General features: G+C 65.3%; 18 protein-coding genes. 4 read left to right on the top strand and 14 right to left on the bottom strand.

The genetic code is table 11. The annotated features are described in order from the left end of the window. Positions 1–124 precede the first annotated feature (124 nt). The 14 genes from GTK09_RS12235 to GTK09_RS12170 all read right to left on the bottom strand — a co-directional run bounded on the left by GTK09_RS12235 (position 125) and on the right by GTK09_RS12170 (position 16,893). Positions 125–2,608 carry a glycogen/starch/alpha-glucan phosphorylase gene (locus tag GTK09_RS12235; protein ID WP_163463435.1) on the bottom strand — a complete coding sequence of 828 codons (2,484 nt, stop codon included), beginning with the start codon at positions 2,606–2,608 and terminating at the stop codon, positions 125–127. Next, positions 2,608–4,260 carry a glucose-6-phosphate isomerase gene (gene pgi, locus GTK09_RS12230; RefSeq protein WP_163463434.1) on the bottom strand — a complete coding sequence of 551 codons (1,653 nt, stop codon included), beginning with the start codon at positions 4,258–4,260 and terminating at the stop codon, positions 2,608–2,610. The genes GTK09_RS12235 and pgi overlap by 1 nt, the downstream gene beginning before the upstream one ends. Before the next feature lie 338 nt (positions 4,261–4,598). Continuing rightward, the gene (locus GTK09_RS12225; protein WP_163463433.1) at positions 4,599–5,957 is read right to left on the bottom strand and encodes an NAD-dependent succinate-semialdehyde dehydrogenase; all 1,359 of its coding nucleotides are present in this window, start codon (positions 5,955–5,957) and stop codon (positions 4,599–4,601) included. Between the two features lie 134 nt (positions 5,958–6,091). Next, positions 6,092–6,331: a hypothetical protein gene (locus GTK09_RS12220; protein WP_163463432.1), complete on the bottom strand. Its 240-nt coding sequence runs from the start codon at positions 6,329–6,331 to the stop codon at positions 6,092–6,094. 417 nt (positions 6,332–6,748) lie between these two features. Further along, entirely contained in the window at positions 6,749–6,988 is a 240-nt protein-coding gene (locus tag GTK09_RS12215; RefSeq protein WP_163463431.1) for a hypothetical protein, read from the bottom strand. Between the two features lie 151 nt (positions 6,989–7,139). Further along, positions 7,140–7,625 carry an ureidoglycolate lyase gene (locus GTK09_RS12210; RefSeq protein ID WP_163463430.1) on the bottom strand — a complete coding sequence of 162 codons (486 nt, stop codon included), beginning with the start codon at positions 7,623–7,625 and terminating at the stop codon, positions 7,140–7,142. Continuing rightward, entirely contained in the window at positions 7,625–8,644 is a 1,020-nt protein-coding gene (alc, locus tag GTK09_RS12205; RefSeq protein WP_163463429.1) for an allantoicase, read from the bottom strand. Before alc ends, GTK09_RS12210 begins: the two co-directional genes overlap by 1 nt. Then, the gene (puuE, locus tag GTK09_RS12200) at positions 8,641–10,086 is read right to left on the bottom strand and encodes an allantoinase PuuE (RefSeq protein WP_163463428.1); all 1,446 of its coding nucleotides are present in this window, start codon (positions 10,084–10,086) and stop codon (positions 8,641–8,643) included. Before puuE ends, alc begins: the two co-directional genes overlap by 4 nt. Before the next feature lie 102 nt (positions 10,087–10,188). Next, positions 10,189–10,641, bottom strand: a complete 453-nt coding sequence (locus tag GTK09_RS12195; RefSeq protein ID WP_163463427.1) for an NfeD family protein — start codon at positions 10,639–10,641, stop codon at positions 10,189–10,191. Between the two features lie 5 nt (positions 10,642–10,646). Further along, positions 10,647–11,666 (bottom strand): SPFH domain-containing protein, encoded by a 1,020-nt coding sequence (locus GTK09_RS12190; RefSeq protein WP_246217866.1) that lies wholly within the window; start codon positions 11,664–11,666, stop codon positions 10,647–10,649. A 166-nt stretch (positions 11,667–11,832) separates the two neighbouring features. Beyond that, positions 11,833–13,437, bottom strand: a complete 1,605-nt coding sequence (locus GTK09_RS12185; RefSeq protein ID WP_163463426.1) for an inorganic phosphate transporter — start codon at positions 13,435–13,437, stop codon at positions 11,833–11,835. Positions 13,438–13,571: 134 nt separating this feature from the next. Further along, on the bottom strand, positions 13,572–14,633 hold the full coding sequence (hemH, locus tag GTK09_RS12180) for a ferrochelatase (RefSeq protein ID WP_163463425.1): 1,062 nt from the start codon (positions 14,631–14,633) through the stop codon (positions 13,572–13,574). A 245-nt stretch (positions 14,634–14,878) separates the two neighbouring features. Further along, a complete protein-coding gene (locus GTK09_RS12175) occupies positions 14,879–15,244 on the bottom strand; it encodes an Omp10 family outer membrane lipoprotein (RefSeq protein WP_163463424.1) in 366 nt (121 codons plus the stop codon). Positions 15,245–15,447: 203 nt separating this feature from the next. After that, on the bottom strand, positions 15,448–16,893 hold the full coding sequence (locus GTK09_RS12170) for a homospermidine synthase (protein WP_163463423.1): 1,446 nt from the start codon (positions 16,891–16,893) through the stop codon (positions 15,448–15,450). Between the two features lie 424 nt (positions 16,894–17,317). On the opposite strand from GTK09_RS12170, the gene GTK09_RS12165 reads away from it, so the two are divergent. The 4 genes from GTK09_RS12165 to GTK09_RS12150 all read left to right on the top strand — a co-directional run bounded on the left by GTK09_RS12165 (position 17,318) and on the right by GTK09_RS12150 (position 22,346). After that, complete coding sequence (locus GTK09_RS12165) at positions 17,318–18,229, top strand: class I fructose-bisphosphate aldolase (protein WP_163463422.1); 912 nt, start codon at positions 17,318–17,320, stop codon at positions 18,227–18,229. Positions 18,230–18,439: 210 nt separating this feature from the next. Further along, positions 18,440–18,844, top strand: coding sequence for a thioredoxin family protein (locus GTK09_RS12160; RefSeq protein ID WP_203560993.1), 405 nt, complete (start codon positions 18,440–18,442; stop codon positions 18,842–18,844). Positions 18,845–19,564: 720 nt separating this feature from the next. Next, positions 19,565–21,244: a formate--tetrahydrofolate ligase gene (locus tag GTK09_RS12155; RefSeq protein ID WP_163463421.1), complete on the top strand. Its 1,680-nt coding sequence runs from the start codon at positions 19,565–19,567 to the stop codon at positions 21,242–21,244. A gap of 16 nt (positions 21,245–21,260) precedes the next feature. Further along, the gene (locus GTK09_RS12150) at positions 21,261–22,346 is read left to right on the top strand and encodes an ABC transporter ATP-binding protein (RefSeq protein WP_163463420.1); all 1,086 of its coding nucleotides are present in this window, start codon (positions 21,261–21,263) and stop codon (positions 22,344–22,346) included. The last annotated feature ends 33 nt before the right edge of the window (positions 22,347–22,379 follow it).

The following is a 22,379-nucleotide window of genomic DNA, read 5'->3' as shown; positions in this document are numbered from 1 at the left end:
GGGTCTGCGACGAACGAACATCGCCGCCGATCCTGCCGTTATGAAAGCTTTCGCTTCCTGCCGACGGCGCGGGAAAAGGCGCTCGCCGAAGATCCCACCCCGGCGACTGCCGCCACCACCGGCTTCAGCGCACCTTGCCGGGCCCCGCCTGCCAGATGTCCTTGGCATATTCCCGGATCGAGCGATCCGACGAGAACCATCCCATGCGGGCCGTATTGTGCACCGCCTTCGACTGCCACGCATCCTGCGTCAGGAACAGCCCATCGAGTTCCCGCTGGGTGTTCCAGTACGCTTCGAAATCGGCGCAGATCATCCACCAGTCGTTGTTGTAGAGGTTGGAGACGAGACTGTGATAGCGGGCCGGACTCTCGGGCGCGAAGACACCCGCGGAAATCGCGTCCAGCGCCTCGCGCAACAGCGGCGTCTCGTCGATGATCGAACGGCCGCTATGGGCCTCGCGCCGGCGCTGGGCGACCTCGTCGGCCGTCAGGCCGAAGATGAAGATATTGTCCTCGCCCAGATGTTCGAGCATCTCGACATTGGCGCCGTCGAGCGTACCGATGGTGAGCGCCCCGTTCAGCGCGAACTTCATGTTGCCGGTACCCGACGCTTCGAGGCCGGCTGTCGAGATCTGCTCGGAAAGGTCCGCAGCCGGCATGATGATTTCGGCGAGGCTGACATTGTAGTTCGGGATGAACACGATCTTCAGGAGATCGCGCACCGAGGGATCCGAATTGACGACCCGCGCGACGTCGTTGGCGAGATGGATGATCTCCTTCGCCTGGACGTAGCTCGGGGCGGCCTTGCCGGCGAAGATCTTGACGCGCGGCGTCCAGTCCTTCTCCGGATGGGCGCGGATCTGGTTGTAAAGGGCGATCGCCTCGATGATGTTGAGGAACTGGCGCTTGTATTCGTGAATGCGCTTGACCTGGATGTCGAAGATCGCACCCGGGTCGATGGTGATGGCGAGCCGGTCGGAGATGAGATCGGCGAGCCGCCCCTTGTTCGCCCGCTTCACGGCGGCGAACTTCTCCCTGAAGGCCGCATCGTCGGCGAGACCGTCGGCGTCCCTGAGCTTCTCGATGTCGTCGAGGAAACCGGGCCCGATCGCCTCGGTCAGGAGCCCTGTCAGGCCAGGGTTGCACTCCATCAGCCAGCGACGAGGCGTCACGCCGTTGGTCTTGTTCTGGATGCGCTCGGGATAGAGTTCGTGAAGGTTGCGGAACACCGTCTCCTTCATCAGCTCGGTGTGGAGGGCCGAGACGCCGTTGACCGCGTGGCTGCCGACGAAGGCCAGCTGCCCCATGCGCACACGCCGGCCGTTGCCCTCGTCGATCAGCGAGATCGCCGAGATCTGGGCGCCGTCGAAGCCGGTCTGGGAGGCCTCGCGAATGACGTCGGCATTGATCTGGTAGATGATCTGCATCTGGCGTGGCAAAAGCCGCTCGAACAGGTTGATCGGCCAGTGCTCCAGCGCTTCGGGCAGGAGTGTGTGGTTGGTGTAGCCGAAGGTCGCGCGGGTGATTTCCCAAGCCTTCGCCCACTCGTAGCCGTGGACGTCGACGAGCAGCCGCATCAGCTCGGCGACCGAAACGGCCGGGTGGGTGTCGTTGAGCTGGATCGCCACCTTGTCGGCGAGGTTGTCGAGACTGTCGTTCTCGCCGAGATGGCGGCGGATGATGTCCTGCAGCGAGGCGGCGGAGAAGAAATACTCCTGCCTGAGGCGCAGTTCCTGGCCGGCCTGGTGGGAATCGGCCGGGTAGAGCACCCGGGTGATCGCCTCTGCCTTGTTGGATTCGACCAGGGCGCCGATGTGATCGCCGGAGTTGAACGCGTCGAGCAGGATCGGATCGACGGCCTGGGCGCTCCACAGGCGCAGCGTGTTGACCTGGCTTCCGCGCCAGCCGACGATCGGCGTGTCGAAGGCGACGGCGAGAACCCGCTCGGCCGGCCGCCAGACGTGGCGGGGCGGCTTGCCCGGCTCCTGTTGGGTCAGCACCTTGCCGCCGAAGCCGATCTCGTAGCTCGAATCCCGCCGCTCGAATTCCCACGGATTGCCATGGACGAGCCAGGTCTCGGGCAGTTCGACCTGGGCGCCCTCGGCGATCTCCTGGCGGAAGAAGCCGTGGACGTAGCGAATGCCGTAGCCGACACCGGGCACGCCGGTCGAGGCCATCGATTCCATGAAGCAGGCGGCGAGCCGCCCGAGGCCGCCATTGCCGAGAGCCGCGTCCGGCTCCAGCAGCTCGACCATGTCGAGCTCGACATTGTAGCGCTTCAGCGCCTCGCGGATCGGGCCGGTCAGCTGCAGATTGTTGATCGCATCGCGCAGCATGCGGCCGATCAGGAACTCCATCGACAGGTAGTAGACCCGCTTGTCGCCGCTGTCGCGAACCCTGTCGGTCGAGGGAAACCAGTGATCGATGATCCGGTCCCGGACGACCAGCGTCACCGCCCGCAGCCAGTCGTATTTTCGCGCCTGTTCCGGGTGTTTGCAGATCGAATAGGTCAGCTTCTCGACGATCTGACGCGCGAGCGTGTCCGGGTCGTTCTGGCGCGGCTCGGGAACTTTCGCGCCGATCGGTTCGATCTTCGGTGTGGCTGACATCAGTGGTTCCTCATCGACTGGATTGCTGCGACGAGCCCGCGGGTGGAGCCGTCCCGGCCCTCGGCCGAGGCCTCCCCGGTGACGACCGGGACGAGATTATTCGCCAGTTCCTTGCCGAGTTCCACGCCCCACTGGTCGAAGGCGTTGATGCCGAAGAGCTGCGCCTCGACGAAGACCCGGTGTTCGTAGAGCGCGATCAGCGCCCCGAGCGTCGCCGGATCGAGCTTCGAATAGAGGATCGTGATCGACGGGCGATTGCCGGGAAACACCCGGTGAGGCGCGATGCGCTCGGCATCCTCGGGCGCGCGGCCGGCATCGAGAAGCTGCTGGCGGGCCTCCTCCAGCGTTCGGCCCTTCATCAGGGCTTCGCTCTGGGCGAGGCAGTTGGCGAGGAGGAGGTCTTGGTGAACCGCCATGTCGGCGCCCTCGTCGGCATTGGCACCGATCAGGAATTCGACGGGGATGACGTCCGTTCCCTGGTGGATCAGCTGGAAGAAGGCGTGCTGGCCGTTGGTACCGGGCTCGCCCCAGACGACGGGCCCGCTGATCGGAACCGCCTCGCCGTCGAGGCCGACGCGCTTGCCGTTCGATTCCATGTCGAGCTGCTGGAGATAGGCCGGGAAGCGGGCAAGGCGCTGGTCGTAGGGGATGATCGCCCGGGTCGGATGTCCCATCAGCGCCCGGTGCCAGTAGCCGACGAGGCCGAGAAGGACGGGAAGGTTCTCCTCCAGCGGCGCGGTCTTGAAGTGCTGGTCGATCTCGCGGGCGCCGGCGAGGAACGCCCGGAAGTCCTCCGGGCCGATCGCCAGCATCAGCGGCAGGCCGATCGCCGACCAGATCGAATAGCGGCCGCCGACCCATTCCCAGAAGCCGAAGGTCCGCTCCGATCCGATGCCGAAGGCGTCGACCTTGTCGAGGGCGGTGGAAACGGCGGCGAAATGGGCGCCCACCGCCGCTTCGCCGAGCGTGGCGACGATCCAGCGGCGGGCCGTCGCCGCGTTGGTCATGGTCTCGATGGTGGTGAAGGTCTTCGAGGCGATGACGAAGAGTGTCGTCTTCGGCTCCAGCCCCTTCAAGGTATCGGCCATGTGCGCGCCGTCGACATTCGACACGAAATGGGTGCGCGGGCCGTCGTGATAGGGGGCGAGCGCCAGCGTTGCCATCACCGGGCCGAGATCGGAGCCGCCGATGCCGATATTCACGACGTCGGTGATCAAGTCGCCGTCGGAACCGAGGATCTCGCCGTTGCGGACCTTGGTCGCGAAGTTCGACATTGCGGTGAGGACGCCCATCACCTCGGCGCTGACCGGATCGCCATCGGCGCGGTAGCCGTCGGCGGGTTCGGCCCGCAGCGCCATGTGGAGCACCGAACGATTCTCGGTGACGTTGATGCGCGCCCCGGAAAACATCGCGTCGCGTTTTTCCTCGACCTGGCGGGCTCTCGCCAGATCGAACAGCGCCGAACGGGTTTCGGCGTCGATGGCGGTCTTGGAATAGTCGAGGAGGAGGCCGGCGCCGCCGGCGGAAAACTCAGCGAAGCGGTTGGAGTCCGAGGCGAAAAGCTGCCGGATGCCAGCCGTCCGGGCCGCTTCGGCGCGCTCGGTCAGCGCGGCGAGACTTGCGGGAGAGGGGAAAGATGGGTTCGTGCTCATGCGACGGATCCGTTCGCTTGTCGATCGTCCCAGCCGGAACTTCGTCGGGCACCACTGACGATGCCCGCCGATCTCGACGTTGAATTTATGCCGTGAAAATAGGCAACCGGCAAGTCTGCCACGGAACTAGCCGGCCTGTACCATTCGAGTGCCCCTGCGAATGCCTGGATGCTTCTGGCGGCGATGAACCGACGAGGTCGGTCCATCCGAAGCAAAAAATAGGCTCCGCCATCGGCCCAGCTACCATGCGGGACTTGCATGTGCGTTGCGTCGTCGCGGCAAGTGCGACGTCGGGCACAGCGGGGCGGCCGCCGGGCAGTCGCAGGGTGGTCGACCGCTCAGTCGATCGTCACGGCCTTGGCGTTCATGAAGGCATGGATGCCTTCCTTCGACAGCTCCCGCCCGTAGCCCGAGCGTTTGACGCCGCCGAAGGGGAGCCGCGGATCGGAAGCGGTCATTCGGTTCACATGGGTCCCGCCGGTATCAAGGTCGCGGACGAAGCGCTCGATCTCGCCCGCCTCGTTCGTCCACACCGAGCCGCCGAGGCCGAAGTCGGAATCGTTGGACAACTCTATCGCCTCGTCGATCGAGGCGACCTTGAAGAAGATCGCGCAGGGACCGAACAGTTCCTCCCGATAGGCCGGCGCCTCCTTGCCGACGTTTTCGAGCATCGACGGCTTGAAGTAGAAGCCCTGCCCCTCGATCGGGCCGCCTGTCGTCAGGGTCGCGCCAGCCTTCACCGAGCGTTCGATCTGATCGCTCAAATCGTCGACGCCAGACTTCATCGCGACGGGACCGAGGTCGGTCGCCTCGTCCATCGGGTCGCCCACGGTCATCGCCTCGAGTTTCTCGCGATACCGAGCCGTGTAGTCGTCATAGACGTCGGCATGGACGATGAAACGCTTGGCCGCGATGCAGCTCTGGCCGTTGTTCTGCATCCGCGCGGTGACGCCGACGTCGACGGCCTTGCCAATGTCGGCCGAGGGCATGACGATGAACGGATCCGAGCCGCCGAGCTCGAGCACCGTCGTCTTGATCTCGGAGCCCGCCGTCGCGGCGACGGCAGCGCCGGCCGCTTCGCTGCCGGTCAGGGTCGCGGCGCGGATGCGGCGATCGCGCAGGATCGGCTCGACCTTCTTCGAGGAGATCAGCAGCGTCTGGAACACCCCTTGCGGCGCATCGGCCTCGAGCAGGATGTTCTCAATCTCGAGCGCGCACTGGCTGACGTTCGACGCGTGCTTCAACAGGCCGACATTGCCCGCCATCAGCGCCGGAGCGATGAAGCGGAAGCACTGCCAATAGGGGAAGTTCCACGGCATCACGGCGAGAACCGGGCCGATCGGCAGGTAGGCGACGTAGTTCTTCGAGGCGGGGCCGGGGCGTTCGTCGTCGGTGATCATCGCCTCGCCGTGCTCGGCGTAATAGCGACAGCCGACGGCGCATTTTTCCACCTCGGCGACGGCCTCCTTCAAGCGCTTGCCCATTTCGAGCGTGGCAATCCGGCCGAGTTCTTGCTTGCGCTGTTCCAGAATGTCGGCCGTGCGGCTGAGGAGCTCCGCCCGTCGGCTGAAGGGCGTCCGGCGCCAGTCCCGATAGGCGATTTCAGCGTTTTCCAGCGCTCGCTCGACGACGTCGTCGCCGTGCTCGGCGAAATCCTCGATGACTTCGCCCGTCGCGGGGTTGATGCTTTTCGGCATGATTGCTGTCCCGTCGCCGTTGCCCGCGGCTCTTCTTTGCCGCACGAGGGGCAAGTTAGGGTGCATCGCTCCGTGAGAAAGGCGGATGGATCAACCCGATGCCGCTTTCTCGCCCTGCGGCTTTCGTGCTGGGATCAATGCTGCCCGGCGGCAAGTCTGTCGGCGGCGCCCTTCAAGGATTTGACGGCGGCCTTGAACGGGGCAGGGTCGGCCTCTTCGGACATCCCGTGCTCGAGCTGAATGCGCCACGCCTCGATCGCGATCTGCTTCTGGGTTTCAGACAGCCTGTCGTCCGCCAGCAACTCGTCCGCAGAGCTGTAGGTGCCGAGCTGGGGATGTTTGTAGTGGGTGGCGGGGGGAAGCGGCGTCTGCATGTTCGGGTCTTCTTGTCGCCATTCGTCTGTCGTATCCGCGTCGATCGCCGAAAGGAGCGGACCGCGGCACCGAGATTTTTGATTTCATCTAGGCAGCAATGAGCTCGAAAACGTTGTGCCAAAATGCCGCAGCGCCTCACTTTTCTTTATCGACGGGCATTTCGCAGCAAGAAATCGGGGGTACATCCGCTTTGATCCTGCCATTTGCAACCGATTTCGAAGATTTTATTTATTTTGATTCTCTTAGGAGCTTTGAGTTGAAATAGTGGAATCCCGAATCTGGAAACTGAGGGAATTACCCTGAAGCAGTGAGAATGCTGGGGGTTGAGGATCGCGATTTTCATCAAGCCTCCGGTCAGGCCTCGAAAACCGCGATGTGCTCAACGAATGGCGCGTCGGCGTCCTCGTCTAATCGTATCAGATTTTGCCGGCGGCCAGCTTTGCGGCGGCGTCATCGAGCGATTTGCTGGTGGTCTTTACCTGCGGTGCATCGGGCTCGTTCAGCAGGACATGCTTCAAGGACGACCGCCATTCGTCCAGCACCGTGCGCTTTTCATTGTCGGTGAGGCGATCGTCGTTCAGAACCGCTTCAGGATTGTCGTAATTTCCGTGCGTCGGATGAGAGAAACGAGCGTATTTCATCGCTTCGGTTGCCACGGATCTGTCCTCCTTCTCTTGCCATTGCTTCTGCGTGCCAAGCCGATGCACGGCGAAGCATCGGGCACGCGGTCTCATGGGCTAACGAACGGGCTGGACGATGGTTTCGGCTCCCATCCGCGCCGGTGAGAAGCGCCGAATCCGGTCGGGCTCAGATCTCCAGCCGGCACCTTCTGTCGAGGCGGAACTCCTGCAGATTGTCGTCGCCGGCGCGGTCGACGACCAGGAAATCCGAAACGTCCTCGAGCGCCAGCAGCGGATGGTGCCAGACGGACCGGGCATAATTGACGCCCTGGGTTCCGCCCGCCAGAAAGGCGTGGATCTCGCCCGGACGGCCGGCATCGTCGCTCGCCACCACCACCAGCCACGGCCGGCCCGAGATCGGATAGAAAGCCTGGCTGGCGAGAGGGTGACGCTCGAACATCGCGATGTCCAGCGGCAGCCTCCGCGGCTTTGCCCGGAAGATCGAAATCGCCGGCCGACCGGCGTCCGGCGCGACGTCGACCTTGGCGAGGTCGTGAAAGCGCGTCGCCATGCCCTCGTTGATGACGAGTTCGTCGGCACCTTCGGTTTGGAGAACTTCGCCGAACCGAGCGAAGGCGGCCTTGGTCAAAGGCTGGGGCCGAATGATGTCCATCAGGCCTTCTTTCCGTAAAGGCGCAGGCGCGAGACGCCGCCATCGGGGAAGATATCGAGGCGGACATGAGTGACCGGCTGATCGAGCGGCGCAGCGTTGAACTTTTCGACGTGATGCGCCTTCAGCTTGGCCTCCTCGACGATCGCCGGCCAGGAGCGGCTGGCGGCGTCGATCGCTTCGAGCGTCGTCTCGTCGTCGAGCCGGCCGGCCCGCAAGGAAAAGCGGTCGGGGAAATTTCCCTTGAAGTGGTTCGTGTCGATGGCGATGCGTTCGATCCTGCCGGCCGTCCCGAGCTTCAGGACGCACCAGTCGTTGCCGGGGACCCGGCGGCGGGCGGTCTCCCAACCGTCTGCCATGACCGGCGCCCGGCCCGGCGCCAGCATGTTGGCGGGATGGCCGTAATGCGCGTCGTTCCAGGCGACGGCGGTGCCGCCGTTCTCCATCGCCGCGAGATCCACGGTCTCGTCCGGGGATACGAGGCTCCAGTCCTTTTCGATCGTGCCATAGACGCGCAGGCGCGCGACGCCGCCATCGGGAAAGATGTGCAGCTTCAGCCAGCGAACCGGCCGGTCGTCGGCGATGGGAAAGAGGTTGTGGCCGTCGCCCTTGAGGGCAGCGCGGGGAACGAGCGGGAACCAGTCCCCGTCGCCCGGCTCTTCCGCCGTGTCGGCGGCCTCGATCATGACTTCCGGCGGATAGTTGCCGGTGAAGAACGAGGTGTCGACGTCGATCGCCGCGATCCGGCCGCGCTGGCCGAGGCGGATGACGGCGTGGTCATGCCCGGCGGTCCGCTTGCGGCGGGACTCCCAGCCGTCCATCCATTTGCCGTGGTCGTCGAAGCGGTCCGGATAGAAGACCGGCGGCGCGGGATCGATCATCCGGGACTTGTCGGCGAAGAAGTCGTCGGTCGCGAAGGTGACCGTGGTGCCGAGCCGGGGTTGAGCGAGGTCGATGGTGCGGCGCGTGAGTTCCTCCGCCTCGGGCAGGGGCTTGGCGGTCAGGAAGCGTTCGGAACTCATGAATTGCGGCCTTCGAAGATGGAGTGGATGCGAAGCCGTGCGATCTTTTCCACCTCCCGGCAAGCGGTGGCGAATTCTTCGGTCGGCTCGTTGTCGACCCTCCGCTCGAAGGCGGCAAGGATTGCGGTCTTGTCGAGCCCCTTTACGGCGATGATGAAGGGAAAGCCGAAGCGCTCGACAAAGCGCCGGTTGAGTTCGGTGAAGTCGGCGAGTTCGTCCGGCGTCAGCCTGTCCAGGCCGGCGCCGGCCTGCTCGGCTTTCGACTGTTCGGTGAGGTCGCCGGCCAGCGCCAGCCTGCCGGCGAGGTCCGGATGCGCCTTCAGCACCTCAAGCCGTTCGGCCTCGCCGGCCTCGCGAAAGACGGCGTTCATTGCCCGGGAGAGGCCGGCCGGCGTGTCGTGGGCGTCGGCGAGGCCGGACTTGAACGCCCGTTTGGCGACGAAGGGTGAGTGCTCGAAGACGCCACCGAAGGTCTCGACGAATTCGGCCTTCTTCATGCGGCTTGGCCGGAACCGTGGGGTGTAGGGAAAGTGTTCGCGCCAGTGGTTTGCGATGTCGATCCGCCGCGCCACCCAGACGTCGGGCTTGGACTTCACATAGTCGAGGAAGCGGGCGAGGGCGGCGGCGCGGCCGGGACGACCGACCAGCCGGCAGTGCAGGCCGACATTCAAGAGCTTCGCCCGGCCGGCTTCGCCCTCCGCATAGAGCGCATCGAAGGCGTCCTTCAGATAGGCGAAGAACTGATCGCCCGAATTGAAGCCCTGCGGCGTCGCGAAACGCATGTCGTTGGTGTCGAGGGTGTAGGGAATGATCAGATGCGGCCCGTGCGGGCCCTCCACCCAAGAGGGCAGGTCGTCGGCATAGCTGTCGGAGGAATAGGCGAAGCCGCCTTCCTCCATCACGAGCTTCAGCGTGTTGGCGGAGGGCTTGCCCTGGTAGATGCCGAGGGGACGCGACCCGGTGACCGCCGTGTGGATGCGGACGGCATCCAGGATGTGCCGGCGCTCTTCCTCTTCCGAAAAATCCTTGTATTCGAGCCAGCGGAGGCCATGGCTGGCGATCTCCCAGTCCGCCTCCAGCATCGCCTCGACGGCTTCCGGATTGCGCTGGAGGGCAAGGGCGACGCCGTAGACGGTGACCGGCATGTCCCGTTCGGTGAACATCCGCCACAGCCGCCAGAAGCCGGCCCGCGAGCCGTATTCGTAGAGCGACTCCATGTTGAGGTTGCGCTGGCCGGGCCAGGGCTGCGCGCCGACGATCTCGGACAGCAGCGACTCGGAGGCCGGGTCGCCGTCGAGGATCGAGCTTTCCCCGCCCTCCTCGTAGTTGACGACGAACTGGACGCAGATCCTGGCATGGCCCTCGCCGGACGGGTTCGGCCATTGCGGATCGGGCGGCGTCCGGCCGTAGCCGATGAGATCGCGGGGATAGCGCTTCGTCATGGGGGATCGCTTCGTGGAATGTCGACCCGACAAGGGGTAGCGGCAGACGGGCGGCGGATCAATCGCGGAGGGCGACACCCTTCGCGTCGGGCGATCGCCGTCTCACTCCACCGGCTCGACCTGAAGCACCGCACTCTCGGCGCCGACGATCCGCACCCGCGTGCCCTGTGGAAGATCCGGCCCCGAAACGCTCCACCACGAATCCTCGATCGCCACACGTCCTCGGCCGGCGACGATCGCCTCTGACAATGTGGCCTCGCGGCCGATCAGGCGGCCGGTGCGGCGGTTGAGCGGCGGGCCCTCGTCCTTCACCGGCTCGCGCCCGTACCAGCGCCGGCCGAGATAGATGCAGACCGCAGAGACGACGATGAAGGCGATCACCTGCTGCGGCCAGTCGAACCAGGCGCCGACGAAGAAGGCGTTGGTGCCGACGATGAGGGCGGCGATGCCGAAGAAGATCAGATAGGCGCCGGGGGCCACGACCTCCAGGATCAGGAGGACCAGCCCGGCGATCCACCAGCCATAGTTCGCGAGGGTCTCGATGAGCGCATCCATCGCGGTCACCCGGCCGCGTCGGGCTCGCCCGTTCCGCTGGGCGGAACGGAGAAGCGTTGGCGGCCCTGCCGCGGCCGCGGAGCGGTCGGCGGGACAGTCGGGCCGGCGTCCTCGCCGAAGGTGGCGCGAGCGATCTCGGCGATGCCGGCGACCGAGCCGATCAGCGAGGAGGCTTCGAGCGGCATCAGAATGACCCGCTGGTTCGGCGCCGAGGCGAGCTTGGCCAGCGCTTCGGTGTATTTCTGGGCAACGAAGTAGTTGATCGCCTGGACGTCACCGGCGGCGATCGCCTCGGAGACGAGCCGCGTCGCCGTGGCTTCCGCCTCGGCCAGCCGCTCGCGAGCCTCGGCCTCGCGATAGGCCGCCTCGCGCTTGCCCTCGGCCTGCAGGATCTGGCCCTGCTTCTCGCCTTCGGCCCGAAGGATCGCGGCATTGCGCGAGCCCTCCGCCTCGAGGATCTCGGCGCGCTTCTCGCGCTCGGCCATCATCTGGCGGGCCATCGCGTCGACGAGGTTCTTCGGCGGGTTGATGTCCTTGATCTCGATGCGGGTGATCTTGATGCCCCAGGAGTGCGAGGCCTGGTCGACGACATGCAGGATCTTCTCCGAGATGGTGTCGCGGTTGGACAGAAGATCGTCGAGATCCATCGAGCCCATGACCGAGCGCAGGTTGGTCATGACGAGGTTGAGGATGGCGTTCTCGAGGCCCGAAACCTCGTAGGCCGCCGATTTGGCGTCGAGGATCTGGTAGAAGGCGACGCCGTCCGCCGCGACGGAGGCATTGTCGCGGGTGATCACCTCCTGGGTCGGAACGTCGAGTACCTGCTCCATCATGTTGATCTTGCGACCGACGCGCTCGATGAACGGAATGAGGACCGAGAGCCCTGGTTCAAGCGTCCGGGTGTAGCGACCGAAATTCTCGACCGTGTAATTGTAGCCCTGAGGCACGATCTTGATCGTCGACACCAGGACGACGACGGCGACGAACAGGACGACGATGAGGAGGATTGTGCCGGATGTGAGCATGAGGATCTCCCGAGCCGGCGGGTTCCGGCTGTCTTGCTTCGTGCGCCGGTCGACTATCGCCTGATCATGGAGGAACGCAAGCGCCGCCCCGATGAGGCGGCGCCTGATGGCGGGATGTTGATCCCTCGGCGGACGCGGCGACCTCCGGCGCTCACCGCGCCGTTCGTCAGAGGACGCTGCGCAGCACGACGAAGCCGAGGGCGGAAAGGACCGCCGCGACGGGGAGGGTGACCACCCAGGCGAAGGCGATCGGCTTCATCAGGTCCCAGTTGGTGTAGTTGTTGACGAGACCGATGCCGAGCACCGCGCCGATCAGGATGTGGGTCGAAGACACCGGCAGGCCGAGGATCGAGGCGAAGAGCACCACCGCCGAGGCGGAGAGTTCGGCCGAAAAACCCGAGGCGGGGTGGATGGTCGTGAGGTTGTGGCCGACGGTCTGGATGACGTTCTTGCCGATGAACCAGAGCCCGACGATCAAGGCGACGCCGAAGGTGATCATCGCGATGGTCGGCACGGGGGCGCTCTGGCCGACGGTGCCGGTGCGCAGGACGTCGAGAATCGCGGCGAAGGGGCCGATGGCATTGGCGATGTCGTTGGAGCCGTGGCTGAAGGCAAAGCCAGCCGCGGTGAAGACCTGCATCCAGGAGAACAAGAGGAAGGTGGCACGGCCGAGCTCGCGGTCCTTCAGCGAGCGGGCGAACACGTAGACGGCAAGCCAGACGGCGGCACCCACCATGGCGAGGATCAGCCCGTCCTGCAGCAGGCTGAGGTCGAGGTCGAGATTGCCGAGGCCCTTGGAGAGCAGCATGCCGGCGATCACCATCGCACCGACGGCGGCGATCGGCGGGATGAGGCTTTCGATCGCCCGGTGCGGGTGGAGCGCCTTGCGCTGGCGCTCGAACTGCCTGAGCTTGCGAAAATAGTCGGATTCGAGGTCTTCCGCCTCGAAGTCGCGGTCCGCCATGATGTGGGCGTCGCGCGCCATGGTGTGGGTGTAGGAGATCTGCTGGATTTCCGACAGCCGCTCGAAGGCTTCCTTGTGTCGGCGGGCATGCTCGCGCTTCTGCCGCCGGATCGCCTCGAGCTTTTCTTCCGCCGCGTCGTTGTAGGCGAGGACGTGCTTCTTGATCTCCCGGAAGAGGAAGTAGGCGATGATGCCGCCCAGCGCCGGCGACAGCACCCAGGAAATGACGATCTGCCCGACCTTGCCCCATTGGACGAGTGAAAAGGCGGTGTCCGAGCCGCTCGACAGGACCCCGAGGGTGATCGAGGAGCCGACGATGGCGCCGACGATCGAATGGGTGGTGGAAACCGGCCAGCCGCGATTGGAGGCGAACATCAGCCAGAGCGCCGCAGCGATCAGCGCCGACATCATGATGTAGATGAAATCCGCCGGCTCGACCGCCATGCGGGAGAGATCGACGATCCCGTCGCGGATCGTGTCGGTGACGCTGCCGCCGGCGATGATCGCGCCCGAAACCTCGAAGATCGCCGCGATCGCCAGAGCCTGCCGGATGGTCAGCGTGCCGGCGCCGACGCTGGTGCCGAAGGAGTTGGCGACGTCGTTGCCGCCGATGTTGAAGGCCATGAAGACACCGAAGATCGTCGCGAGCACGAGGACGATCGGGAAGTGACCTTCAGTGTAGCCGGACGCCCACCAGAGGAAGTAGGCCGTCACGCCGACGAGGAGGACGAGGAAGACGATCCCGAGACGTGATAGGTCGAACGTGCCGCCGGAGTCCTCGTTCGCCGCTTGAGCTTCTGTCGCCATTGACCGACCTTTCTCGGGTTGCACGACGCATGGTCCTGCAGAACCTCACCGCGCGAGATCCTTGCCGAGAAAGTTAATCAGCTTATTTTACAATCGCATGACGGAGTGCAGCTTGCCCTCCGCAGGCCTCGGCCTCAGTCGAGCCAGCCGCGCAGCTCGCGGCGCACCATCGCCTCGATGACGTCCATGCCGGCCTCCGAATCGTTGAGGCAGGGAATGTGCGAGAAGTTCTGGCCGCCCGCTTCGTGGAAGATCTCGCCCGCCTCGCCTGCAATCTCCTCCAGCGTTTCGAGGCAGTCGGAGACGAAGCCGGGATTGAGGACCGCGATGTTCTTCACGCCCTCCTTCGCCAGCTTTTCCACCGTCTTGTCGGTGTAGGGCTGCAGCCACTCCTCCGGCCCGAAGCGGGACTGGAAGGTGGTGATCAGCCGTCCCTTCGGCCAGCCGAGCCGCTCGTCGAGCAGCCGCGAGGTCTTCTGGCAGTGGCAGTGATAGGGATCGCCCTTGCGGAAATAGCTCTGCGGGATGCCGTGATAGGAGGCGATGACGTGTTCCGGCTCGAAATCGAGGGTGGCGAGATGGCTCTCGATCGAGCGGGCGAGGGCGTCGATGTAGACCGGCTCGTCGTGATAGGCCGGCACCGTGCGCACCGCCGGCATCCAGCGCTGGGCCATCATGTGCTCGAAGAACTTGTCGTTCACCGTCGCCGTGGTCGAAGCCGAATATTGCGGATAGAGCGGGTAGACGAGGATGCGGTCGCAGCCTTGGCTCATGAGATAGTCGGTGCGCTCGGCGATGGACGGGTTGCCGTAGCGCATCGCCCAGTCGACGACGATCTCGCCATGGCCGGCCATTCGCACGGCGAGCTTTTCGCCTTGGGCCCGCGTGAAGGTGCGCAGCGGCGATTCGTTGCGCTCCTTGTTCCAGATCTCGGCATAGGCGGCGCCGGACTTCTTCGGCCGGGTGTTGAGGACGATGCCGTAGAGGATCGGATACCAGGCGATGCGCGGCCACTCGATGACGCGCTTGTCGGAGAGGAACTCCTTCAGATAGCGCCGCATCGGCTTGAAATCGGTGCCGTCGGGTGTGCCCAGATTGACGAGGAGAACGCCGATCTTCGCCGTCTTGACCGGCGGGTGGCCGGCTGGAAGAGGGCCGGTCGCCCGTTCGGCGACGGTCTGTGTGAGAGCGTTCATCCTGCCATTCCGATCGATTGCGTTGTCCTCGGTCCGCGGCGGATAGACCGGCGATCGCCCGGCGCGACGAAACGGGACGTCGTGGGGCAAGCCGCCGAACAAGCGCGGAGCCTGCCTCGGGCCCTCGAAATATAGGGGGAGCGGGACGGAATTTGAACGAGAAGAAATGAAAAGACCGCCGCTTCGCGCCGAACGGTCCTCTCATGACGAAAAGGGCGAAGCCTCGGGGGGGGCTTCGGCCCGGCTCAGGCCCGCGAGAACTCGAAGCGCGTCCCGGTCGAGGAGGCGCAGGCGAGGCGATTGGCCTGGACGAGATTGCAGTTCGCCGACTGCTGCTGATTCGTCGTCCGCGAGGTGTAGAGGATGTTGATCTGGCCGGGGCCGAGATCGGAGTAGGTGCCTGTGGCGAGGACGCCCCCGGTGCCCTGTTCGACCGAGGCGAAGCGGCCGTTGTTGAAGGTCGCCGCATAGGCCACCGGCCCGCCGATGGCGTTCCACCGGCCCTCGACGCCCTGGGGCTGGGGCGCGACCGTGGCCCGCTCGCTCGTCGTGCAGGCACCGAGCGCCAGCGCGACGAAGGTGATGGCGACTGCCGTCTTGCGTGTCCGCATCAAAAAACCTCGTTCAGGACGGTCGGCGGCGACACGAGGCCGCATCGCCGCACTTGGCAGGACGGGGTCTCGTCTTTCCCGAGATCTCCCGCAAGTGTTTCAGAACGACACGCGGCGACGGTCAAGACGAAATCGACCACGCACCCGCGCTTTTTGCCGCGTTCCGATGAAAAACGGCAGCGTGGACGGCTGGTTCCGCCCCGTCAGCGGACCAGGATGTTCCTGAACTGCCAGGGATCCTTTTCGTCGATGTCCTCCGGGAAGAGGCCTGGCCGGTCGACTAGCGGATTCCAGTTGGTATAGAAGCCCTTGACCGGGCCAAGATAGGGCGTCTGCACTTCCAGGCAGCGCTTGTAGTCCATCTCGTCGGACTCGACGATGCCGGCCTCGGGGTTCTCCAGCGCCCAAACCATGCCGGCGAGCACCGCCGAGGTCACCTGCAGGCCGGTGGCGTTCTGGTAGGGTGCGAGCTCGCGGGTCTCCTCGATCGACAGCTGCGAGCCGTACCAGTAGGCGTTCTTCTCGTGGCCGTAGAGGAGGACCCCGAGCTCGTCGATACCGTCGACGATCTCGGTCTCGTCGAGGACGTGCAGTTCCGGCTGGATCTTGCCGGCGGCGCCGAAGAGTTCGTGCAGCGAGAGTACCGCGTCGTTGGCCGGGTGATAGGCGTAATGCGCGGTCGGGCGATAGGTGACCTCGCCGTCCTTATTGTGATGCGTGAAGTAGTCGGCGATCGAGATCGACTCGTTGTGGGTCACCAGGAAGCCGTATTGCGCCCCCGGGGTCGGGCACCAGGAGCGCACGCGGGTGTTGGCGCCCGGCTGCTCCAGGAAGATCGCCGCCTGGCAGCCCTTCTTGTGGCGGCTGGCGTTCTTCGGCATCCACTTTTCATGGGTGCCCCAGCCGAGCTCCGAGGGCTGCATGCCCTCCGACAGGAAGCCCTCGACCGACCAGGTGTTCCAGAAGACGTTCATCGGCTTCGGCGACTTGGCGCGCTGGGTGTCCCGCTCGGCAATGTGGACGCCCTTGACACCCGCCTTCTTCATCAGTTTGGCCCAGCCCTCGCGATCGTCGAAGGACGGCTCGTCGAATTCCATGCCGGTGTCCCGGGCGATGTCGACCAGCGCCTTCTTGACGAACCAGGAGACCATGCCCGGATTGGCGCCGCAGCAGGAGACCGCCGTCGTGCCGCCGGGGTTCTTCTTCTTCTCCTTGCGGACGGTTTCGCGCAGGGCGTAGTTCGTCCGCTCGGCGTTCGACATGTTCTTGTCGAAGTAGAAGCCGAGCCAGGGTTCGACGACGGTGTCGATGTAGAGGACGCCGAGCTGGCGGCAGAGCTTGATCAGATCGAGCGAGCCGGTGTCGACGGAGAGGTTGACGCAGAAGCCCTGGCCCTCGCCCTCGGTCAGGAGCGGCGTCAGGAGCTCCTCGTAGTTCTTGCGCGTCACGGCCTCGTTGACGAAGCGGATGCCCTTTTCGTCGAGCAGTCCACGGACGTTCGCATCGGGGTCGATGACGACCAGCCGATTGCGGTCGAAATCGAAATGCCGCTCGATCAGCGGCAGGGTGCCCTTGCCGATCGAGCCGAAGCCGATCATCACGACGGGGCCGGTGATCTTGGCGTGGACCGGATACTGCTTGTCGGCCATGTTCGCTTCAACTCCTTTGGCGCGGGTGAGGACGCCAGGCGGGGAGCCCGGACGCTCGCGTCGGGCTACGGTTGGCGCCGCGCTAGACGGTTTCGCCGTCAAATAAAAGCGAAATGTCGGCTTCAAGCCAAAAAGCCGATCGGCGGGATCGATCGCGCGGCACCGGTCCCCGTCCGGTGCCGCGTCTCCGCGGTCCCGCGCTCGTCGACTTGCCTCCGGAGAGGCCGGCCGCCGCTGCCGGAGAGGGCGGCGAACGGCGTCATGCGACATTTTTTCAAGACTCTGGCGGGACACACGGATTTTAATCGATTGGCATCCACCGCGTCGTCTGGACGCCGCGGCGTTATGCCTACAAAAGAAGCGGCAGGCATCGCTCCGCCATGCGTTCTTGTTTCCCCGTCGTTTGCCGAAGGACATCGATATCATGCTCAGAACTGAAGTCGTGCGGAACATTCTCTCCTGGTACGAAGGTGAGACCCCGGGGCTGAAGAGCAACCTTTCACGGCTCCTGATGCATGGACGCCTGGGCGGCACCGGCCGGGTCGTGATCCTCCCGGTCGATCAGGGCTTCGAGCACGGCCCGGCGCGCTCCTTCGCCCAGAACCCCGCCGCCTACGACCCGCATTACCTCTACGAACTGGCGATCGAATCAGGCGTCTCCGGCTATGCGGCGCCGCTCGGTCTGCTCGAACAGGGCGCCGACACCTTTGCCGGCGAAGTACCGCTGATCCTCAAGGTGAACAGCGGCAACGGTCTCGTCTCCAATCAGGACCAGGCGATCACCGGTACGGTCGAGGACGCGATGCGGCTCGGCTGCGTCGGCGTCGGCTTCACCATCTATCCGGGTGCCGAGGCATCCTACGACATGATGGAGGAATTGCGCGAGATCAGCCATGAGGCGAAGTCCCGCGGCCTGATCTCCGTCGTCTGGTCCTATCCGCGCGGCGGCAAGGTGACCAAGGACGGCGAGACCGGCCTCGACATCATCGCCTATGCGGCGCACATGGCCGCGCTGATGGGCGCGACGATCATCAAGGTGAAGCTGCCGACGGCGCATGTCGATCTCGACGCGGCGAAGCCTGTCTACGAGAAGAACGGGATCAAGGGCGAGACGGCGGCCGACCGGGTCCGCCACATCATGCAGGCTTCCTTCAACGGCAAGCGCATCGTCGTCTTTTCCGGCGGCGCGGCGAAGAACACCGAGGAGCTGCTCGAAGAGGTCCGCGGCATCCGCGAGGGCGGCGGCAACGGCTCGATCATCGGCCGCAACTCCTTCCAGCGCTCGAAGGAAGACGCGATCGCCCTGCTGAACCAGGTGATGGACATCTACGCCTGATCCTGCCGGGCAAGGCTGCGACCCGCTCCTCGGGTGCCGCAGTCTTGTGGGCGAGCTGATTTCGTCACGAACGCCGCGGCAGCTTCCTGCCGCGGCGTTCTTGGTTAAGATCGCCGGATGAAGATTGCGCGGCCCATTGACTGCAGGCGTATCGGACGGAGCTCGCCGGGCGCTTCGGGGCGGCGTTTTTCCGGGGCCCTCGTCCGGCGAATGGTGTTGCTGTCGGTGCTTCTCGTGCCCTTGCCGCCCGTCGCCTCGGCCGCCGAACTCCTGATGTTCGAGCAGCGGGGCTGCCCGTTCTGCCGAAAGTTCGACGCCGAGATTGCACCGGATTATCCGCAGAGCCGCATCGGCAGGATCGCGCCGCTGCGCCGGGTCGACATCTATGAGGACCGTCGCGGCGGCATCGCCGGTCTGACGCCGGCAGTCTTCACCCCCACCTTCGTTCTCGTCGGTGACGACGGCCATGAGGTCGGCCGGCTGGAGGGATATCCCGGCCAGCGGTGGTTCTATCCGGAGATCGAGGCGATCCTCGACGGCATGTCGGAAGAAGCCGGGACAGATGGCGGCAAGACGGGCGCCCTCGACAAGACGCCGGCAGCAGAGGCGAAATAGCGCCACCTTCATTCGTCGTCGACCTGTCGCGGCTCTTCGTATCGGCATGCCTGAGGCACAGCGAGGATTACGAAGGATCCAGACAGCTCCTCGATGCAGTCGCGGCGGCAGCTGCGGCCCCACGCCACATCTGATGACGAACTGCACAAAGTCATTGCATGCCTACCGATTGGTAACCGGGATGTGAACGGGAATGTCATCACTGCGACCGTTGGCACTCAACCCTCTGGCGAACCATGACTTTCGGGAATGGGGTCGAAAGCCGGGAGATCGAACTACCTTGCCCGGACTGCGCCAAGCAGGTCATTTCGACCAATACTGCCGCAGCGGCAGGTAATGGCGGGCTGATTGCGAGGCAGTCGTAGCAACCCGGCCACAGCAAAGCCGTGAAACCTGTGCTAGGTTGTCTGCGTTAGGGCAATGCGTGAGCAGCGGCCGCCCCATTCCTCCCATTGGGCACGGCTGCACATGCCCGAGTAGCAGACGGCCGCAACGGGTGTTGCCTCCCAGCGCCCTGGCCGTGATCCAGAGAAGAAGAAGAGCCCGGTGGTCTCCTCCCACACCGGGCTCTTCTTTTTGGTCCCGGGGCGAGAGCCGCCCGCATCCCGCGATCCTCGTTCGTTTGCAGCCGTAGCCGGTTTTCCGCGACGGCAGGCTGTGGCAATGGGTTCCCACCTTGCGTATGCTGCCGCCAAAACGACCGACCAGAGGGAGAAAGCCTTGAGCGACTACAATTCCGACATCGCCATTGCGCGCGCCGCGAAGAAGAAGCCGATCAAGGAAATCGCCGGGCGCCTCGGCATGTCGGAAGAGGACATCGTTCCCTATGGCCACGACAAGGCGAAGATCGCCGCGCCGTTCCTCAAATCGCTGGAAGGCCGGCCGGACGGCAAGCTGATCCTCGTCACAGCGGTGAACCCGACCCCGGCCGGCGAAGGCAAGACGACGACCACCGTCGGTCTCGGCGACGGCCTCAACCGCATCGGCAAGAACGCTCTCATCTGCATCCGCGAGGCCTCGCTCGGCCCCTGTTTCGGCGTCAAAGGCGGGGCGGCCGGCGGCGGCTATGCGCAGGTCGTGCCGATGGAGGAGATGAACCTCCACTTCACCGGCGACTTCCACGCGATCACCACGGCGCACAATCTGCTCTCGGCGATGATCGACAACCACATCTACTGGGGCAACGAGCTGCAGATCGACAGTCGCCGCGTCACCTGGCGCCGCGTCCTCGACATGAACGACCGGGCGCTGCGCCAGATCACGGCTTCTCTGGGCGGTGTCGCCAATGGTTTTCCGCGCGAGACCGGCTTCGACATCACCGTCGCCTCCGAGGTGATGGCGATTCTCTGCCTGTCGGAGGACCTGAAGGATCTGGAACGGCGTCTCGGCGACATCATCGTCGCCTATCGCCGCGACAAGACCGCGATCACCGCCCGCGACCTCAAGGCCGACGGCGCGATGGCGGTGCTCCTGAAGGACGCGATCCAGCCGAATCTCGTCCAGACGCTGGAGAACAACCCGGCCTTCGTCCATGGCGGGCCCTTCGCCAACATCGCCCATGGCTGCAACTCGGTCGTCGCCACCAAGGCGGCGCTGAAGCTCGCCGATTACGTCGTCACCGAGGCCGGCTTCGGTGCCGATCTCGGGGCGGAGAAGTTCTTCGACATCAAGTGCCGCAAGGCCGGGCTGAAGCCCGCCGCAGCCGTCGTCGTCGCGACGGTCAGGGCGATGAAGATGAATGGCGGCGTCGCGAAAGCCGATCTCGGCGCCGAGAACGTCGAGGCGGTGAAGGCCGGCTGCGCCAATCTCGGCCGCCATGTCGAGAACGTCAAAGGCTTCGGCGTGCCCGTCGTCGTCGCGATCAACCATTTCTCCGCCGACACCGAGGCCGAGATCGCCGCGGTGAGAGATTATGTCGCCACGCTGGGCTCCGAGGCGATCGTCTGCCGCCACTGGGCCGAGGGGTCGGCCGGGATCACCGGGCTTGCCGAGAAGGTGGTGGAACTCGCCGATGGCGGCACCGCCGATTTCAAGCCGATCTATCCCGACAAGATGGGCCTGTTCGAGAAGATCGAGACGGTGGTCAGGACGATCTATCGCGGCAAGGAGGTGACGGCCGACCAGTCCGTCCTCGACCAGCTGAGCGCCTGGGAGGAAGCCGGCTACGGCCAATTGCCGGTCTGCATGGCGAAGACCCAGTATTCCTTCTCGACCGATCCGACGAAGCGCGGGGCTCCCGAGGGCTTCAGCGTGCATGTCCGTGAGGTTCGGCTGTCGGCCGGCGCCGGTTTCGTCGTCGCCATCTGCGGACAGATCATGACCATGCCGGGCCTGCCCTCGCAGCCGGCGGCCGAATCGATCTATCTGAACGACAACGGCGAGATCGAAGGCCTGTTCTGACCCTTCCGGAGCGCGGATGACTGCCATTACCATCGCCGGTGCGCTGAAGCGCTTCGGCAGCGGCGTCGCGGTGGACGACGTCTCGCTCGACATCGCCGAGGGCGAGTTCGTCGCGCTGCTCGGGCCGTCTGGCTGCGGCAAGACGACGCTGCTTCGCCTGATCGCAGGCTTCGAGACGCTGAGTGCCGGCTCGATCTGCTTCGGCGACCGGCTGGTTGCCGGAGAGGGCGCTCACGTCCCGCCGGAAAAGCGCAAGGTCGCCATCGTCTTCCAGTCCTACGCCCTGTGGCCGCACATGACGGTGGCCGAGAACGTCGGCTATGCGCTGCGGGTGCGAGGGCTGGGCAAGGCGGAGCGCCGGATCAAGATCGGCGAGGCGCTCTCGGCGGTCGAACTCTCCGGCTTCGAGGCACGGCGTCCGGCCGATCTCTCCGGCGGCCAGCGCCAGCGGGTCGCGCTCGCGCGCTGCCTCGCCATGGATCCGGCCGTCATCCTGCTCGATGAGCCGCTGGCCAATCTCGACGTCCATCTGCGGGCCTCGATGGAGGAGACCTTCCGCGCCTTCCACGAGCGCACCGGCGCCACCATGGTCTACGTCACCCACGACCAGGCCGAGGCGATGGCCATGGCCGACCGCATCGCGGTGATGGAAAAGGGGCGCATCTTGCAGGTCGCGGATCCTGCGACGCTCTACGATCGGCCGACCAGCGAAGGCGTCGCCCGTTTCGTCGGCAATGGCCGGGTGGTGGACTGTGTCATCCTCGGGCCGGCAGGCGGGGACCAGAGCCGGGTCCAGCTGTTCGGCGCAGAATCTCTCGTCAGGGCGAGCATCGGTGCCCAGGCCTCCGGCAGCGGGCGTCTGGCGCTGAAGCCGGAAAGGCTGGCGATCGGCGAGTCGGGTTTCGCCGCCAGGGTCCGCAAGGCGGTCTTCAAGGGCTCGCACACCCTGTACGAGATCGAGCCGGAGGCGGCGCCGGGATTGCTCCTGCCGCTCCCGTCGAACGAGCGGCTGGCGATCGGCGAGGTCGTCCGTGTTTCGGTTCGAGGCGGCTGGCTGCTCCCAGCCGGTGCGGGTGCGGCGCCCCTTGCCGAGGCCGCCTGAACGCACCGCCTTCAGCCGCCGAAGCGCCTTCGG

Origin of the sequence: Jiella pacifica (genome assembly GCF_010500815.1) — a bacterium.
GTDB lineage: Bacteria > Pseudomonadota > Alphaproteobacteria > Rhizobiales > Rhizobiaceae > Jiella > Jiella pacifica.
The sequence above is the reverse complement of the archived record's forward strand: the minus strand, read 5'-3'. Positions and strand labels throughout refer to the sequence as shown.